Genomic DNA, 17,559 nt, shown 5'->3' on the forward strand with positions numbered 1-17,559 from the left:
GGAGTGAATGTTGTGAAGGAAAATTATATTGCTATATATGATGAAAGTATAAGGAAGGCTTTTAAAAGCCATTTTGATAAATATAAAACAGTTGAAATTACTGATTTTATGTTTATTGAACATGATTTTACTATTGCTGCATCAAGTTATATTATTTCTGATTTAAATTGGCAAAAAGAATATGATAAAAAATTCTATGCCTATTATGACCCAGCTTATAAGGCTGGTTTTCACTTATCCAGCGGCTTCAATCTGCTTAGTTTTCTTACTTCTGATAATCCCATAGGTACGAAAATATTAGAAAGAAAAAAGAAAGCGAATATTTCTAATGGCTTTGTTTTAATAGCTAAAACACCAATGAAAGCATATCAACTGATACTGAGTTCAAAAGATGATAACTTGGATATTGTGAATTTAATGTGCAAAAATGCTGAACGATTTGTACAATTATTCGAAGAATTTAAAAAAATTACTTTATAAAAATCCATAAAAATTGCGGGAATCACGTATATTGTTATAAGTTGTAATTTTATCCTTTCTTAAAATTCTGTGCCAATACAAAGGTGCAAAATGTTTAATATCTGATATCTTTACATATCTATTATGTTCTTTAGCAAGTGGATTAATAGCCACTAAAGCAACTTCCTTATCAGGTTGTGACCATAGAATCTTACGAAATAATGTTGAACCGTCTTGTAATATTACAATTGCAAAATCCCCAATCCACAAATCCATATTGTTTGTACTTGTAACAAATCCACCGACATAGTCCCCAGGTTTAAACAAAGGATTCATAGCTTGATCAGATATATTGATAACAATGCTATTGATGTATTTCTTTTCATATTCTTTGGCTTCAATTAAGGCAAGAACGTCATCGAATTGAATTTGATGATGACCTGTTTGTAAGTCCAACCTATCTGTTTCTTTATTAATATATGGTTCGGGCCCTGTGCCATTAATAAGCCAGTCGTCGGAAACAATAATATTTATACTATTAAATAGTTTGATTAATCTTTGTACATAATCATAACTAATTCGGCTAGCCTCTTCCCATTGACGTAATGTGCTATACGGTATCTTATACTTTTTTGACAAGCTATAACGCGACAATCCTGTCATATCTCTTAATTTCTGAAGTCTTTCGCCAAAAGTTGTAGTCATCCTTTATAATCCCGTAGGCCTGCCAAGTAATAAAATATTAGTTATATTTTTATATTATTCAATAATATGACGGAAACCCATTACTTGTCAATTATTTATCAATAAAAGTTACTAAATATTATTATTAGAAAAAATTTAGTTATATAATATAACTAAAAATTGACACATGTGATAAAATAAGTTATATTTGTACATATATTTAAATAATTCACTTTGTTTTATTTGTAATTCAAAGTTTTAGGAGAAAAAAATGAAAAAACTATCTTACACATTAGCGGGTTTTGTGTTCTCAGCGCAAAATGCATTAGCAAGCGGTAATCCTTTTGATACAGCTGCAACAAAGTCAAAAACCATTGTAGAAACCTATTTAATAGGTAAATTCATACCAATTTTGTTACTTGTGGTTTGGGCTACGTTCTTTTATGAAGCTTGGTCTGCAAGACGTTTTGATGTCGGTAAGTTTGTTATATATCTAGTAGGTTCAATTGTTGCGGTTGGTATACAAGGTTTTGTTAACCACTTTTTGTTATAGGTGTGGTATGATAAGGGTAAGATTTTTCAACGAGATGAACAAGCCTATTAGCATATTAGGGCTTGATCTATATTCTTTTGGGTTAGTAATAGCGGCATTAATGATTGCTATTATTCTGCCTTCAGTGTTTATGCTCAATGTCGTAATATCTTATTCTATTTATATATTTATCATCATTCCGATTATCCTGATTTTGAGAAAAAAAAGCCGCAAAGATCCTGAGTTTTTAAAAGCTTTTTATTTTAATGTTATGAAATTTGGTTTTAAGCGGGTTATTAAAGCGAGGCTTAAGTATGTTAAATGGTGAATTTACATATTCTGACGATAAGATAGTTGATTATATACCATTCATAGAATTGCTTGATGATCAAAAAACCATTGTAGATAAAAATGGATATTTACTTCAAACAATAAGTATTGAAGGAATCGATATATCCTGCGTTTCAGAAGAAAAGAAACATAGCTTGTTTGAAAAGCGTCATTATCTTTATCAAAAGCTTGATAATGATATTTATTATTCATTTTATACTTTAAGAGTCCCTTCCACTATACCTTCATTAAAAGGTGGTAACAATCATCTTCTTAAAGAGATGAATCAAGCGCGAAGCATGGATTACAAAGGAGCTTATGAAAATACTTCATATGTAGTATTTGCAAAGAAAATAGATGCATTTGATATTGAAAAAATTAGCTGGTCTGAGAGCAAAACTAAGGAACTAATCTATGAAGACTTAAGATTACTCAATAACCAAGTAGAGAAATTCAAAGAGTACTTTCATGAACTAAATGCAAAAGTGCTTACATTCAATAATGGTCTAATGTCATTTTGGGACGTTATTATTAATAATAGTTCTCAAACTATTTGGCCTTTAAAACTGAGCGGTAGCTTTAAAAACTTAAATCACTACCTTGGAAACGTAAGCTACAATATTAATTGCGATAGTGGGGTTGTTAAATATGTTGATAATCGACATTTTGGTGCTAGCAAGCAGCGTTATAGCAGCTATATCATGCTTAAAGTTTTACCTTCAGCAATATCACAAGAAGTATTTGAAAGAGTATTTAATATTGATGCTGAAATCATTTTTACTCAGCATGCAAAAGCTATTGAGGAAGTGAAGGCGAATAAAGCTATTCATACAAAACAAAGATTATATCAAACCTTTTCAATGTTTTTCCGTGGATCGGTTGACGCACTTTATGAGCTTGGTGACAAAGTCCAAACTGGTAAATGCGGTCTTATAGACTATGTCAGTTATTTTAGGGTTAATGCTGATAGTTTAGAAGAGTTAAGGGCGAAAGTACTTAAGCTTGAGAACTGCTTACAAAACCTTGGTATTGGTTACATATATTGCAAAGATATAGCTATATATCACGGATATTTTCCAGATGTATATAATACACTATTTAATGCTAGAGGCTGGAAGCCAACAACGGAAAATCTTAGTATGTTAGCTTCATTTCCAAGTAGTAAATTTGGTCAGGAAAGTCAATGCTTTGGTGATGAGCCGATCGCATATTTTAAAACCTTAAGCCATAACTGGTATGGTTTTAATTTCCATGTGGGTGAGAGTGAGCCGCCACTTGGTCATACTATGATTTTTGGTGGTAGCGGAAAAGGTAAAACAACCTTGATAACTTATTTACTCACAAACTGCTTGAAATATGAGAATATGCATATTCTGGCATTTGACAGTAAGCAAGGTATGCGCATAGCAACAGAAACATTTGGTGGCACATATTTTGATCCTATTGAGGATAACTTGGGTTTAAATCCCTTCATGATGGAAAACACTCAATATAACAGAGAATTCTTAATATCATTAATGGTAAGACTTACTAGTGCCAATTTAAAACAAAAACAACTTATTGAAGAAGCAATTGAAGCTATTGTTAGTACAAATGTTCCAGAACTTCAAAATATAATGATGCTAACTGAATCATTATCAAAAGATGATCACTTGTATAACGAACTTTGTAGGTGGCTACCTATGAGCCAAAGTTATAAAGGTAAGCTTTTCACAAGCAAAGAGGACTTACTTAAGTTCAACAATAATATCATTTCATTTGATATGGACAAAGTGATTGCAGATAGAGAGGTTAGTGATCCTTTAATATCATACTTGTTTCATTCATTTGAGAATCAGGTTGCAGATTCATTAGCACCGCACATCTGCTTTGTAGATGAACTACATCAATATTTGAATAATCCACTATTTGTACAAAAGCTAGGAAAAGCAGCCAGCGAATGGCGAAAAAGAAAAGGACTGATAATCGGCGCTATTCAGGACGTTGCAACTTTTGCAAAACATCCGCTTAAAGATGTTATGCGTCCTAATATTGCTAATATGATCTTTTTCCCTGATGAAGGCGCTCAGGAAGAGGACTATGTAAATAGACTAGGTCTAAATCAGCAGGAATTTCAATGGGTAAAAGAAACAAGGGCTAATTATCAAGTGTTGTTAAAACGTATAGATAGGGGATCTATTATATTGGATGTGAATTTGTCTAGCCTTGGCAAATATTTAAGGCTATTTAAATCTGATGTTGATTCGGTTGAAAAGCTCAAAAGAATTAAACTATCTAATCCAAATAATTTCGTAGAGGAGTACTTAAATGCTTAGAAAATTTTTATTATTATCAGCAATCTCATTAAATTCAGCAGCTGCCGCCACCCCTGTTACTGATATTACTGCGTATAAACACATGATTGACAATGTGCAGCAGACAATGTCCTTAGTTAAGGAAGCTCAGCAACAAACAGAAAGAATGTCAAGTGTAGAAGGTGCTTTAAAAAGCACTCCTAATCCATTACTTAGAGATATTGGAAATATGAAAGGCAAACTACAGGATTCATATGACATTATTTACAACATCAACAAACCTGGCGAACTAAGTAGCGGAAACATTAGAGACATTAGTTCAAATATCGATAGTATTTTTACACCTATCGGAAAGTTGTATGAGTCTGGTAATTACGAGCAGCGTAAAAACTATATCAACATGTCAATGCGTGAGGCTGTAATCACTACGGAAAGTATCAAAACCGACGTGGTAAAAAATTATAAGGATATCGAATATCTTTTATCAATTGCGGATAATGCTGAAACACAAGCTGAAAAACAAGACGTCGCAATTAAGTTTGCCGCATTAAATGCGAAAATTCAGAATGATCTTTTATTCTTAATGGCGCAAACCACCAAGGTACAAACAATGATGAATTACTCTGGTTATGATGCCGCAGAACCTAAGAATAATAGTTTGTTTGGATCAGGAAACTCAAATCCATTCCAAAAAGAGGAAGGTATTTATACTAGGGCAGACCGTAAGGCAAAATGTACAGATTATACAAGAGCATTGGGGATGTGTAAATGATAATTCAGTTAACCGCCGTTTTTACAGAAAATAGTCGGCATTTAGTAGAAAATGTTTATCAAGCCCTTGCAAATGATTTTAGGCCTTTGTTTGGGTTTATAACAATTGGATATTTAATATGGGCAATATACAACTGGTACAAAAGGGAAGCGCCTTTTGATCTGTTGAGCTGCATATCATTCGTAATAATATTTAATGTTTTAACGCTAATAGCTTTTGAAAAGGATATATTTATGGACTGGGTATTTAGTCCTATAAATGATCTAGTATATGGATTACCTCAATTTTTATTTAGGGCGGCATTGAACACATCGGGTGGATCGCCGTATGATACTTTAATGCTGCTTATTGATAAGATTGCTATTGTAACAGACAAATATTCAAAAGAGACTTCATCTGATTTTTTACCTAGCCTACGCCTACATAGTATAATGTCTTGGGCAATGATAGGTGTGATATGGGTAGTTTATAATATATTTTTCATACTGCTCGCAATTCAAATGATACTGGCAAATGTTGCAAGTTCAATATTGTTACTGGTTGCCCCTATTGCCATTTCTATGGCTGTATTCCCGCAATTTAGATGGATCGCAAGTAATATGATTAAAGGTTATTTTACGTACAATCTGATACCGTGTGTTTCTATAGCAATTTTAACCCTATGTATTACACCAATTACCAAAAGCCTACACCTTTACGAGCAGGGTATGGTCGATCTTACAAAGGGGGCTGTATTTAGCAATACGATTTTAATTGAAATATTGGCGATGGGTATAGTTTCTAACATTTTACTTAGTAAAGCCCCTGAAATTGTTGCTACGCTTATGAGTGGTGCGGGTAGTGATGTATCAGGACCAAGAGCAGGTACGTTAGCTAAAGGTGCAGCTACAGCTGTAAGTTCTGTATATAGAGGTGCAGTTTCTGCTGGTAGTTATATAGCACAAAAATATGGAAGAGGGATTTAACAGGAGGAATATCATGTTGAGAGTGTTGCATATAGTTCAAAGGATTATTTTAGCAGGTGTTTTACTTAGTATAACAGCTTGTGCATCTGGTAATGCTGGTCCTGCGGCAAAGGTAATGAATTACAAAAAAAGTCGCTGTGAATGTTCTAAGCAAATGAAGGAGTTAGTAAATCATGCAAGATAATATGGATTTTGTGGCACTTGAACCATTCCTAGAGCAAAGAAGACTTAATAAAACCTATAAATTTAGCGCTTATGCCTTAGGTGGTTTGTGTGCTTTACTGGTAATTGGCGTTCTTTGCATAAGTCTATATACAATCACAAAACCCCCAGAAGTTGTTTATGTTGAATTAAATAGCGACAAGCAAACCTTCGTAAAGATTCTGCCTAAAGCCCATGATATGATTCCTACCGAAAACGATCAATTAGTAAGAAGCTTTTTAAGAGGATACGTCCAAAGTAGACATGAGGTTAATTTCATTGATGATCAAAAAAATGTACAGCTTTTTTTAGCTTTATCAGATGAGAAAATAATTGAAATAGCTAAAAAAGAATTCAATGAATTTAGAGAGGAAAATAAAGGCGTTACAAGATCTATAGATATTTTAGACGATTTTGCAATCACAGACTCTTTAAGCCAAAACAATAATATTCATCAGGTTAATTTTAAAACGATAGACCGTAAAGACGGTAAAGAGGCTATCAGATATTGGACTGCTAAAATTCGTTATAGTTTTACCAATGAACGCAAATATGCAGTAACTGAGTCTTATTTAAACCCAATGAAGATATTAGTTAGTGAATATAGTATCTCAAGGAAAAAAGAGGGAAGTCATGAATAAAAACATTGTATCTTGGTGGAACCTGAGCAAAGAAAAGAAAACAGGCGCAAGCGAAGCTTCAGCCGTTTTTAAAGGTTGTTTCAAAATTGTTTCTCGGAGCCTACCTTCGCAAAAAGCGATCCAAAACAGAAGAAATTTAAAATCAAGGGCGCTGAAAGCGGTATTACTTACCTTGAATTTAAATTTTGATGTTTTAGCTTTTGCAAAAGAAGGGAAGATCCTAGAAACATTACTTAAAAGAATCTTTTTATTTATCAACGATTTCAATTATCGGTTATTTAAAAAGACTGCATGTCTCGCATTAGGGTTTTGTAGCATTATTAACATTGCAGAAGCTGCTGTTAAGAAAGATGAGTTTGCTGAAACTCTTCCAGAAGATAATCAAATAGAGAAAAATGATTTAAGAAAAGCCCAAAAAGCTTTTTTAATAAGTTCTGATCCAAAAAGTATTATGTACATTGATTATAAGCAAGACAAAGTCAGTAAGCTTAAAATACGCATGCATTTATTCACGCACGTTGTTTTACCAGAAGCTATAAAGTCGGTTGCTCTTAAAGATAATGTCGGCTTTTCGGTTATGAGTGCAGATGATATTAAAACAATATTTTCCTTATCAACTAATAAGGCTGGCATCGATACAAGTTTTACCGTTATTGGTGAGTCAGGGACAATATATCCATTTTATCTAAGTTCATATGATACAGACGAAGATGTTATTGGTGATATGGTAGTGTATGTTAGAAATCCTGAAATTAAGGGATACACTCCAAAATCAGATGATAAGCTTAAACACAAAATAGCCCAATCGCGTTACGACTTTTTAGAAAACGTGGCTGATCCTGACAAAATTAATACCAAATACAAAATTAGAGGCAATCAAGATATAGCCCCTATGGCTGTATATGATGATGGCGAAAAGACATTCTTTGATTTCAGAAAGCCCTTAATGACAGGCGGTTATCCAGTCATTTACAAAAGGGTTGACGGTGTCGATGCACCTTTGCAATTAAGATTTCATCAGGGACATATTATTGCGAGTTCTATCTCAAATTCATGGACTATCATTGATGGCGACAAAGTAGTTTGTGTTGAAATGGACTAATTGGGGGTTAGGGAAATGTTAGAAAAGCGTAGCAAAAATTTAAAATATCTGCTTCTAGTTAGTATACTTGGTTTTACTTTGTGCGGTATCGGTATAGTGCTGCTTGTGAAAGATACAGGAAGTAAGCCACCTTTAAAGGATATTGTGCCTGAGCCGACAAGACGTATAGACGAAATTGCTAGCGATTTCCTTAAACCTGCTTTTAAAGAAGAAATTTTTGAAGCAGGTACCTTAAAACCCAATAAAGAACATTTGTTAGAATTTATACCAAATGATAATGATTCTATCGAAAATCAAATGAAAAAATCAGAGCAGAAATTTGAAAGTCAAAGACTAGCATCAAACGAGATTTTGGCAGCAGGGAAAGAGGAACTTGAATATTTAAAACCTAATGTAAAAAATATAGCTGAAATTGCCCGCTTAGATCAGCCAATAGCAAGTTCAACGCCTCCATTAGATCATAGTCGCACTATTACAAGAGGTACATGGATCAATTTAATACTTTATAACGATATTATCTCAGATGTTAAAGGACCCGTTCAAGCGTACGTTAAGAATGATGTATATTCAACAGATGGAACAAAGAAGGTACTGCCTGCATATACTATGGTACTTGGTGAATTTAAGCCACTTGAAAATCATGGTGACAGAAGGCTTAACGTAGTATTTAAAGAATTTATTACTCCACAAGGTTCTCATATAATTCTTACAGGTGAAAGTATAGCCCATGACTTACAAGGTAGGACAGGACTATCGGGTATTGTTGATAATAGGACAGGTGATAAGTACAAGGAAGCAGGAATTGCTGCATCAATCGTTGCAGGTTCACAATTAGCAATACCTTATAATGACGAAAGATTAAGACTGGGTATCTACCCATTAATGAAAGAAATGGGTAACGTATCCAGTGAAGTTTTAAGACAAAAGCTTAATATTAAGCCATCTATAGAAATACCATCAGGTACAAATATAAGTATTCTACTTAACGAGACAATTACCCTTCCTGAAGCACATGGTGGAACCCTGACAGCAAAAACATTAAAGGAGCAATAAGATGAAAAATATATTATTTGCAGTAATCGCTTTATACGCACAAAACGCTTTAGCAGAAAACGTAGCTAAAGATAAAGAAAAGCTACTCAAAATCATTGTAGATGAAAAAAAGGTGAGAATTTAAAGGCTAAAGTACTTAGCATTAAGGAGCCTAAAGGTGATTCAGATATAAAAGATCTTAGGATAGTTGGTAAGGTATCTAGCAAGGAATCTAAAAACTCTGATACGGTCTACAATATCATTTGGAATAAAGCTAGCCTTTTAGGGAAAGAAACAAACTTAGATGAGCCATTTTTAAGTAAGCCGCATGTAGAAGGGGAAATTGACGAAGGCGACAAGTTTACCATCAAAGGAAAGCCAGAAGTTCTTGCTAAGGCTTATGAGGATTTAACAAAAGGCAATATCGAAAATGAAAAAGAAAAGAAAAAAGAGGAAAAGAAAAATGAGCTTGGTCATACGCCAAGCAATAATAGTGGTTTTCAAAGTGGTGGATACGGAAATCCACAACCCCAAAGAGAGATGCCTCAATTTAACCCACAATTTGAAAAGCTAACAAATGTAACCACTACAGACGGCTGTACTATTAGAGTTGATCTTTCTGCAATGCAAGCGGTAGTACAGGAAAGAGTCTTAAGAGGCGGAAAGGAGATAGTTAGCTGCCATGACTCAAACCTTAAATACGAAATTGTTAAAGATTTTCAGGCTTGTACTCCTAAAATAGATGCAAAAGAAAATGTAGCCTTTAAACAATATAGATTAAGTTACCGAAACTCAAAAGATGAGGTTGTGCAAGTTGAGAAGTGCCAGCCTGATAAAATCAATCCGATACAGATTGTTGAAACAATTGATGGATGCACACAAAGCAATTTTGACGATAAGCCTATAGTAAATACCCGTAAAATTGTTGATATTGACGGCGTAATAACTCAAATCAGCCAATGCTTGCCTAAAGTGAATGCAGTACTTAGAGGCGAGATATGTCAAGATGAGCCGTATTATTATAATGAAGATACAAAACTGATTCACGTGGTAAAAGCATTCTTCTACGATGATAACGGTAATGAGCTTCAGATATCATCTTGCATTCCAACCGATGAAATCATCAATGCAGAATATGAAACCTGCGGAATTAAGCATAGTGATAATGAAAAGATGAGCTATATCAATGCGTTTCCTGTTGTCATAAGAGGTAATGAAAAGATAAAGGCTGGTGCATGTATGTTATATGAAAAAGCGCCGTACACACAAGCTAATTTAACTTTAATTGCAAGCCCTATAGGTTCAGAACAGATTAAAGTTGCTAATGATATACTCAAGCCATATCCCAATATGGAATTATCACGCATACCTTCATTTACTTATGATGATTCAAACTATTTACTTACTTCTAAAATCGATTCAGGTTTTAGGTATACACTACAAGATCCTAAAAATTATTATAATCAGCTTAATCAAAAAGCTGTTCTTCCCGAATATGGTTATACTGGCGTTGCAGCTGCGCCTTGGTTAGATAATTCAGGTAACGAAATTAATTTTGAGTATAGCGATGAATTACCTACTTGGTCAGTTCACATTTCCGCACCTAAATATTCATCACAATCAAGTGGAATCGGTGATACTGGGTTAATAAAGTGGTACTATTATGACCTTAGTTTTAGCAAACCAGTCTGCTACACATCTATGGTAAATGAAGTGCCAACATATATACGTATAGATGGAAGTACTTATAAAGATTTGGACAGCCCTGTTAGAAGTTTCAAGATATGTGGATCTGGCAGAAAATTAGGGGAGGCTGAATAATGGACTTAGATTATTTTTTAGAGAGTCGCCCTATGTTGCGCTTTTATTCAAAAGAAATTCTAAAATATGCAGATGATGAAACAATTTTTGAGGTTAAAATCAATAAGCCTGAGGAAGTGATTACTAAGGATATTTTTGGTAACCGCAAAATATATGTAGATGAAAGTTTGTCACTCTCTTATTTAAAGCAATTCGTCACTTTACTTGCTAATGCCCATGACATTGACTTAGAAAGCAAAAATGCTGTTTCATTGGAATTTGGTACGGGCAATAGAGTTACCATTGTAGGGGGCAAATTATCACGTCACGAGTTTTCAATGAATTTAAGGCTTAACAGAAGTAAGCCAATAGTTTTTGAAGAAGTGATTAAAGATGAGGCTTTAAGGGAAGAATTAAAACAAGCGGTTATTGCGAAAAAGACTATTTTAATAGCGGGCAGTACTGGATCAGGAAAGACAACTTTACTTAATGCTTTGGTTTCTCAAATTCCGCACAATGAAACAATCCTTACTTTAGAAGGTATACCTGAAATTAAGTGTAATCATCCTGACTGGTGCTCAATTGTTTACGACGAACATTCTAGATCTTCTAGTGCAGCTGAGGCTTTAAATGAAGCAATGAGGCTTAACCCTGACCGCATTATAGTAGGTGAAATCAGAAAGGAGAATGCTTTCATTTTAAATAGGGCTATTGAGTCAGCTCATGAGGGTAGTATGGCAACCATACATGCCGATTCATACGAATCAGCACTTAGAGCTGTAACGCAATATGCTGTTATCAATGGAAATATCGATAGTACATCACAAGATAGCCTTTACCGTATTTTAGAGGAAAAAATCGATATGGTAGTTTTAGCTAAACGAACTGATTCCTCTATTTCATATTCCATAGCTAAAAAAAAGGAGATGATTGATGCTTGATATTACAATTGTATTTCTGGTAGTAAACCTTTTTTTAATGCTGGTTATGATACCTAATATTATGTTTAATATGGGGTATAGCTACGTTCCATTTGTAGGAGCTTACCAGCTTTTCAAGTCAAATGGCTTAAATTTACCATGGGTTTATCTCGTAAGCCTGATGCTAGCTGCGTTTGGCATGTTCTTCATAGTAAATTTTGTAAAAGAAAAGGTCAAAAAGGATAAAAATGCTAGATGGGCTACTTTCTTTGACCTTTTCTTTTCTGAAATTAATTTTAAAGAAGGCATTGTTTTAGGAAAAAAAGGGTTTAATTACCTTTTTACTAAAACTAATACTTCAATACTCCTTTTTGCACCCCCTGGGACAGGTAAGACAGCAGGTTTTATCATTCCTACTATGTTTACTTGCAGTAATTCTATAGTAGTTCATGATCCCAAAGGTGAGATATATGCTAAAACAAAAGAACAAAGATCAAAGTTTAGCGATATCTTAGTTTTTAGTCCTTCAATGAAAGAAAGTTGCGTCTTCAATCCATTTGACAGCAATATGATTAAAGCTAGTAACAAAAACGTTGCTGATTACGTTGAAATGGTTCTTAGCATATTGATGCCTAATTCAGCGGAAACTAGCGGCAATGGAAAGTTTTTTAACGACAGGGCTAAACTCGCAATTTCTACAATAGCCTGCTATTTAATTGAACTTAACGGTTCAACCTCATTACCTGATATTAGAGATTTCTATACTTCACAAGATGCAAAAGAAGTATTTAAAGCTATTTTAAGGGATCCTAAAATCTCTGATTTAAAGTACTTAGTAAGCCTTTGTAATGATATTTCAAATGATACACATTCTTCTGAACAGTGGTCGGGTGTTAGTGGTTGCATAAGTAATATATTATCTGTTTATGCTAGTGAAAATGTTAGAAACGCAATGAGCGGTAATAGTAGTTTTGCTATTGAAGACTTACGCAATCATGAAATTAAGCCTATTACTATATATTTGATAGTACCTGACCAAGATAGAGACTGGTTATCGCCTGTTATCTCGCTCTTTTTTGATAGGGTTTCGAGTAATCTTTTATCTAACGGCGAGCCTAAAGCAGAGGCAAGAAGCATTACTTTAATAATGGACGAGTTCCCAAGACTAGGAAAAGTAAAGTCGCTTGTTGATTTGCCAGCAATATCAAGGTCATACAAGTTTAACTGTATCTTTGTAGCCCAGACTATTAATCAGTTATACGATATTTACGGAAAAGATTTTGCTCAGGTTCTTCAGTCTTTTTGCAAGTACAGAATTGTACTTAAGCAAAATGATATAGAAACAGCTAACCTCATTTCTCAGGCAATTGGCAAAACGGTGATAAAGAAAGAAAACGTTCAAACCAATCAGCAAGGCAAAAGCACATCTGTAACCTATGAAAAAGATGATTTAGTTTCGCCCCAGACAATAACTTCATTACCTGAAGACAAATGCATCATTATATCCGATCTAGGCACCAATACACCAATTTTCGCAAGTATTCCCTTTTGGTTTAACAATAGGAGGTTAATCACATGGTTAGATTAGTTTTTTTAATGCTGGTACTTTTTTCAATAAGCGCAGAAGCATCATGCAAGGCGCATTTTAGTAATGCAGCTGAAAAGTACGGTATTCCTCAAGGAATCCTTCAAACGGTGTCGCATATAGAGTCATTAAAGCATCCATGGACAGTAAATGTGAAGGGTAAAGGTTATTATTTTAGAACAAAGGAACATGCTATTGAATACGTCAAGAATCTTATCGAAAAAGGCGTCACCAATATTGATATTGGATGTATGCAGATTAATTACAAATATCATAAATCTGCTTTTAAGGACGTAAACGACATGTTTAACCCCCAAAATAACATAGAATACGCCGCTAAGTTTATAAGAACCAACTACGGGGTTTATCAAAATTGGCGAAAAGCTGTTGCAGTATTTCATTCAAAGAATGTAGAGCATTCAGCTAAGTATATATACAAATTTTCAAAAAACTTTCACACGTTTTAAGAGCTTTATTAATTTTAATTTTTAAGAAGGTAACCAAAATGACAACAAAACCAGAACACTATATTTGTATAGATTATTTAGATCCTGATCATCCAGAACCATCGGTATTTAGTTTGGAAAACTTTAGATATGAGGATAACGGAGTTTTATATCAGCTATTTGAAACAAAAGAAGAGCTAATTAAATATATAAGTCCTTATTTAAGAAGCTTAAATCAGAAGAGTTTAGATGAACTTAGTAAGTATAACCATAAAATAATAGGTTATGAATGTTTAGAAAAACACTCCCTTCAAGACTTATTATATGCATGCAAATTAGATATTGAGAAGATACTTATCAATAATGGAGATTTATTAAGTGTTGATGAAATCTTTTACTATTTAGAGGAGCTTAATATAATAGATGAAAAGCACAACCTTCATATGGCTAAAAATTATAAAGATAATTTTACCATATTTAATAAGTTTTTAAATTATAACATTGAATATTCGACGCAGTTATTAAAGGAACTTCATTCAATTCAAGATTTTTTATATGAAATACATAGTGCTTATGATGACATGAACTTTGGTGATGCTAATCATAAATTAGAATGCCTAATCCCTTTTACGGCAAATTTTTTAGAAACAGAAGAAGGAGTTATGCCTATAGATAAATTCCATAGCATGGCAGAAGAATTCCTTGAATATATTTCCGAAATTAATACAAGCTCAAGTTGGTTTTGCAAGGAATATGATTTGGACAAACATATAAACATTGAATGCAAGCTATTTAAAAAGTTTTTAGACAATAATCTATATGAAATGTATGAACTACCTAAAAAATTTCAAAACTATCATGACGCAAAATTATTTTCTGTCTTTAAAAAATTAAATAAAACATTTGGAAGAGATACTAATGACCGTGAATTAGTTGAAATTTATAACAAAAGATATGAGACTATCAAATTAAATGATACTAAAATTAGCAAATATCAAAATGATATAAAAGATTTACAAGACAAAATAGATTATTGTCAAAAGCTCCTGAATCAAACAGTACAAGAAATTACATTAAGTAAATGTCCAAAAAATGTAACTTCATTATTAAGACAAAAATACAAGTATAGGGAGGATCTAGCTATATATAATCAAAATATAAGTCAAATAAAAGAATTAATTCCAAAACCCTCAGAATTAATAAGTTATTACTACTCACAAGAGGATAATTATCGTAAAGACGAATATAATGCAAACATAAGAAAAACCTACGAATATTGTCTTCAACCCAATAACTTAATAAAAATAAAGGAAAAGATATGGGAAAACTTTCCTAAACATTATGTTTGTTTAGAATATATGGCTGAGCCAATAAGTCGTAATGCTTGGGTTTCAGTCTATAATATTAATAGCACATTTCTTCATGATGATATTTCTCCATTTCAGCCAAATGAAAGATATCAGAAATTTAATAATAAATTTGAGTTTATTACATTACTAGATAAGTATATTAATATATATGAAAATTCCAATGGCACTGTCGCTATACGTAATTATATAAAAGATTCAGAAATACCACACTACAATAAAAGCATTGCTAATGAATTTCGGGGCTATGTTAATAAATTAGATTTAGAAGTTTTAGTTTTAAACAATAGTAACTTGCTTGCAGTAGAGGAAGTTTATAAGTATCTTGCGAAGCTTGATTATCTAGATAAGAAATTTACGTTATCAAAGGTATCAGGATATATGGAAGACATAACAATAATTATGAAACTAAATTCATCAAAATTTCAATATTATACAAAAGAATCACATCAAACGACTCCTTGTAGAAATCCAAATTTAGTAAATTGTGTTTTTTACGATAAAGATGAGTTTGCAAATTATATTAAAGAAAGTACTCAAAATTACATTGATGCTAAAATAGCTTTGATTTTTAATAATCAAAAATATTCTAAGGAAGAAATATATAAATCCTATGTCTCTGAACCAAGTAATTGGGATGATTTCCTTGTATACTATAATGATTTAAAGTTTAGAAAAGAATTCATCCAAAAACCAGAAGTTCTGGCAAAAGTGCAAGAAGTAAATCATAAGATCGTTCACTCAGCTATGCATATTCAGCCTGAGAAAAAGGTTTCATTTGTTATGTAATTAAAAAAAGGGAGTTGATGGTCAAAAGTTTAAATTCCCTTATTTTATTTTCTCTATACCACCTTTATCAAATCATCCCAACATGTAGTATAATTAGGCGACTTTTTAGTGCATTGAGGTTGCCAATCTCCATTAATACCTTGAGCAGCAAAGAAAAGAGTGTTTCTGCCGAACTTTCCATTAATTTCATCTAATACATTCATTAGCTTAGGTTTTGGCTTATCAATTTGTATAAGAGGCAACTGTAGTTTATCGCCAGGAACTATATCTATTAGGGGTATCAGCAACATTTTGGCAAAAAGATACGCTCTTAAGTTTTTACAAATAATAAATATATGGAATTAAATTAAAATTATAGATATTGTAATTACGAGACTGAATCACATATTAAATATTGGCTAAAAAAATTATATGATATTTAAGATAATAAATTTTATTTATCTTTGGTAACTTTAATTATGAATTGTTTAATCAAGCCTAAATAAATTATTCTTAATGTTTCATCAGAAGGTTTGCTTTCTGAGTTTATTTGAATTAAAGATAAATCTTCAACTGTTTTTGGCCCAGCTTTAGCATAAAAACTATCCCAATCATTAATAGATATATTATTTTTTAAGCTTGATAAACCAACCCATGCAAATTCTAATAAAATTATTTTTTTCATTTTTTCATTAATTAATAACTCTTGAAAAGAAGGCTTACGTTTCAAGTAAGAGGAAAGAAAAACATCAGTTAATTTATCATTTAATCCGTACCAAGCACATATATGCGCTAACTCTTTCCTTGGGTCTGCTAATCCAGCTAATTCCCAATCTAATAAGAAAATTTTCTTACCATTCCATAGTACATTTCTTAAGTTTGGGTCATTATGAAGCATTGAATTTTTATAAGAGGTTTCATTTACTTCTTTATTTAATTTTAGCCAATGATTATAAGCGACTTTTAGGATGCTAGGTCCAAAATATTTACGCTTAGTATTCTTAACTGATAAATACCAATCTCTTCCAATAGTAAACTGGCTCATTTGTCGAATATTTGATTTTGGATTAGGTGCATTATGTATTTTAAATAAAGTTTTTCCTAACGCTTTTAAAATACTTGCATTTTTAGTATCTTTTAATTCCAAGGTTTTACCTTCTAAAAAGTCCATAAGTAGAAATGTTGAATCTTTATCATATAAATAAACTTTCGGACCAAAATTATTTGAACCTGCCCATACAAAAGATTGTATAATAAAATCACGATCATTTTTTGGACGGTTCAACCCTATAAACCTTAAAATGTAATTCTTAGATAATAAATTAACTTTAAAAAGTGCGTCTTCTGAGTAACCACCTTTTAATAACATAAATTTCATATCTTCAGGTTTATATTTATAGTATTTTTTTAAAAATACTATTGTAAATTGGTCCCAAGGAAGCTGAGGATATTTTTCTACTATTTTATTTATTTTATAAAATGAAACATTATTATTTTGTAATGATGGCCTAGTACTTTTGAAAACAATACAAGAAGACAGTAGAAAATTTATAAATAATATAAAAAGTAATTTTCTCAGCATATTTATTTGAAACCTAATAAATATATTTATATATTTTTTAAATATTACTTATAGTATAATCAAATAACAAACTAATATA

General features: G+C 32.3%; 17 protein-coding genes. 14 read left to right on the forward strand and 3 right to left on the reverse strand.

Annotation, left to right across the window (positions count from 1 at the left end; all coding sequences use genetic code 11):
* The first annotated feature begins 12 nt into the window (after positions 1-12).
* Positions 13-480: a hypothetical protein gene (locus BGO27_03385; GenBank protein ID OJV12547.1), complete on the forward strand. Its 468-nt coding sequence runs from the start codon at positions 13-15 to the stop codon at positions 478-480.
* Here BGO27_03385 and BGO27_03390 read toward each other — a convergent pair.
* The gene (locus BGO27_03390; GenBank protein ID OJV12548.1) at positions 475-1,164 is read right to left on the reverse strand and encodes a hypothetical protein; all 690 of its coding nucleotides are present in this window, start codon (positions 1,162-1,164) and stop codon (positions 475-477) included. The two genes, BGO27_03385 and BGO27_03390, sit on opposite strands and share 6 nt — an antisense overlap.
* A gap of 250 nt (positions 1,165-1,414) precedes the next feature.
* Here BGO27_03390 and BGO27_03395 point away from each other — a divergent pair, with 250 nt between their 5' ends.
* From BGO27_03395 to BGO27_03455, 13 genes are all read left to right on the forward strand, one after another.
* Positions 1,415-1,696, forward strand: coding sequence for a hypothetical protein (locus BGO27_03395; GenBank protein ID OJV12549.1), 282 nt, complete (start codon positions 1,415-1,417; stop codon positions 1,694-1,696).
* Between the two features lie 7 nt (positions 1,697-1,703).
* The gene (locus tag BGO27_03400; GenBank protein OJV12550.1) at positions 1,704-2,003 is read left to right on the forward strand and encodes a hypothetical protein; all 300 of its coding nucleotides are present in this window, start codon (positions 1,704-1,706) and stop codon (positions 2,001-2,003) included.
* Positions 1,990-4,320, forward strand: coding sequence for a hypothetical protein (locus tag BGO27_03405; GenBank protein ID OJV12551.1), 2,331 nt, complete (start codon positions 1,990-1,992; stop codon positions 4,318-4,320). Before BGO27_03400 ends, BGO27_03405 begins: the two co-directional genes overlap by 14 nt.
* Positions 4,313-5,071 (forward strand): hypothetical protein, encoded by a 759-nt coding sequence (locus tag BGO27_03410; GenBank protein OJV12552.1) that lies wholly within the window; start codon positions 4,313-4,315, stop codon positions 5,069-5,071. The genes BGO27_03405 and BGO27_03410 overlap by 8 nt, the downstream gene beginning before the upstream one ends.
* A complete protein-coding gene (locus BGO27_03415; protein OJV12553.1) occupies positions 5,068-6,036 on the forward strand; it encodes a hypothetical protein in 969 nt (322 codons plus the stop codon). The genes BGO27_03410 and BGO27_03415 overlap by 4 nt, the downstream gene beginning before the upstream one ends.
* Positions 6,037-6,209: 173 nt before the next feature.
* A complete protein-coding gene (locus BGO27_03420; protein OJV12554.1) occupies positions 6,210-6,878 on the forward strand; it encodes a hypothetical protein in 669 nt (222 codons plus the stop codon).
* Positions 6,871-7,980 (forward strand): hypothetical protein, encoded by a 1,110-nt coding sequence (locus BGO27_03425; GenBank protein OJV12555.1) that lies wholly within the window; start codon positions 6,871-6,873, stop codon positions 7,978-7,980. Before BGO27_03420 ends, BGO27_03425 begins: the two co-directional genes overlap by 8 nt.
* Before the next feature lie 15 nt (positions 7,981-7,995).
* A complete protein-coding gene (locus BGO27_03430; GenBank protein ID OJV12556.1) occupies positions 7,996-9,033 on the forward strand; it encodes a hypothetical protein in 1,038 nt (345 codons plus the stop codon).
* Between the two features lie 519 nt (positions 9,034-9,552).
* Positions 9,553-10,833, forward strand: a complete 1,281-nt coding sequence (locus BGO27_03435) for a hypothetical protein (GenBank protein OJV12557.1) — start codon at positions 9,553-9,555, stop codon at positions 10,831-10,833.
* Positions 10,833-11,753 carry a hypothetical protein gene (locus BGO27_03440; GenBank protein ID OJV12558.1) on the forward strand — a complete coding sequence of 307 codons (921 nt, stop codon included), beginning with the start codon at positions 10,833-10,835 and terminating at the stop codon, positions 11,751-11,753. Before BGO27_03435 ends, BGO27_03440 begins: the two co-directional genes overlap by 1 nt.
* On the forward strand, positions 11,746-13,320 hold the full coding sequence (locus BGO27_03445) for a hypothetical protein (protein OJV12559.1): 1,575 nt from the start codon (positions 11,746-11,748) through the stop codon (positions 13,318-13,320). The genes BGO27_03440 and BGO27_03445 overlap by 8 nt, the downstream gene beginning before the upstream one ends.
* Positions 13,308-13,784, forward strand: a complete 477-nt coding sequence (locus tag BGO27_03450) for a hypothetical protein (GenBank protein ID OJV12560.1) — start codon at positions 13,308-13,310, stop codon at positions 13,782-13,784. The genes BGO27_03445 and BGO27_03450 overlap by 13 nt, the downstream gene beginning before the upstream one ends.
* Before the next feature lie 38 nt (positions 13,785-13,822).
* On the forward strand, positions 13,823-15,919 hold the full coding sequence (locus BGO27_03455) for a hypothetical protein (GenBank protein OJV12561.1): 2,097 nt from the start codon (positions 13,823-13,825) through the stop codon (positions 15,917-15,919).
* Between the two features lie 53 nt (positions 15,920-15,972).
* Here the strand turns inward: BGO27_03455 and BGO27_03460 are convergent, their stop codons facing one another.
* Together BGO27_03460 and BGO27_03465 are read right to left on the reverse strand one after the other, a co-directional pair.
* Positions 15,973-16,209 carry a hypothetical protein gene (locus BGO27_03460; protein ID OJV12562.1) on the reverse strand — a complete coding sequence of 79 codons (237 nt, stop codon included), beginning with the start codon at positions 16,207-16,209 and terminating at the stop codon, positions 15,973-15,975.
* A 143-nt stretch (positions 16,210-16,352) separates the two neighbouring features.
* A complete protein-coding gene (locus tag BGO27_03465) occupies positions 16,353-17,480 on the reverse strand; it encodes a hypothetical protein (protein ID OJV12563.1) in 1,128 nt (375 codons plus the stop codon).
* Between the last annotated feature and the right edge of the window lie 79 nt (positions 17,481-17,559).

It is taken from the genome of Alphaproteobacteria bacterium 33-17 (assembly GCA_001897445.1).
In the GTDB taxonomy this organism is placed as follows: domain Bacteria; phylum Pseudomonadota; class Alphaproteobacteria; order Rickettsiales; family 33-17; genus 33-17.

Coding starts and splice junctions, on each gene's coding strand:
- BGO27_03420 (OJV12554.1), top strand. CDS start 6,210: ATGCAAGATAATATGGATTTTGTGGCACTTGAACCATTCCTAGAGCAA.
- BGO27_03405 (OJV12551.1), top strand. CDS start 1,990: ATGTTAAATGGTGAATTTACATATTCTGACGATAAGATAGTTGATTAT.
- BGO27_03415 (OJV12553.1), top strand. CDS start 5,068: ATGATAATTCAGTTAACCGCCGTTTTTACAGAAAATAGTCGGCATTTA.
- BGO27_03400 (OJV12550.1), top strand. CDS start 1,704: ATGATAAGGGTAAGATTTTTCAACGAGATGAACAAGCCTATTAGCATA.
- BGO27_03440 (OJV12558.1), top strand. CDS start 10,833: ATGGACTTAGATTATTTTTTAGAGAGTCGCCCTATGTTGCGCTTTTAT.
- BGO27_03435 (OJV12557.1), top strand. CDS start 9,553: ATGCCTCAATTTAACCCACAATTTGAAAAGCTAACAAATGTAACCACT.
- BGO27_03390 (OJV12548.1), bottom strand. CDS start 1,164: ATGACTACAACTTTTGGCGAAAGACTTCAGAAATTAAGAGATATGACA.
- BGO27_03465 (OJV12563.1), bottom strand. CDS start 17,480: ATGCTGAGAAAATTACTTTTTATATTATTTATAAATTTTCTACTGTCT.
- BGO27_03460 (OJV12562.1), bottom strand. CDS start 16,209: ATGTTGCTGATACCCCTAATAGATATAGTTCCTGGCGATAAACTACAG.
- BGO27_03450 (OJV12560.1), top strand. CDS start 13,308: ATGGTTAGATTAGTTTTTTTAATGCTGGTACTTTTTTCAATAAGCGCA.
- BGO27_03395 (OJV12549.1), top strand. CDS start 1,415: ATGAAAAAACTATCTTACACATTAGCGGGTTTTGTGTTCTCAGCGCAA.
- BGO27_03455 (OJV12561.1), top strand. CDS start 13,823: ATGACAACAAAACCAGAACACTATATTTGTATAGATTATTTAGATCCT.
- BGO27_03445 (OJV12559.1), top strand. CDS start 11,746: ATGCTTGATATTACAATTGTATTTCTGGTAGTAAACCTTTTTTTAATG.
- BGO27_03425 (OJV12555.1), top strand. CDS start 6,871: ATGAATAAAAACATTGTATCTTGGTGGAACCTGAGCAAAGAAAAGAAA.
- BGO27_03410 (OJV12552.1), top strand. CDS start 4,313: ATGCTTAGAAAATTTTTATTATTATCAGCAATCTCATTAAATTCAGCA.
- BGO27_03430 (OJV12556.1), top strand. CDS start 7,996: ATGTTAGAAAAGCGTAGCAAAAATTTAAAATATCTGCTTCTAGTTAGT.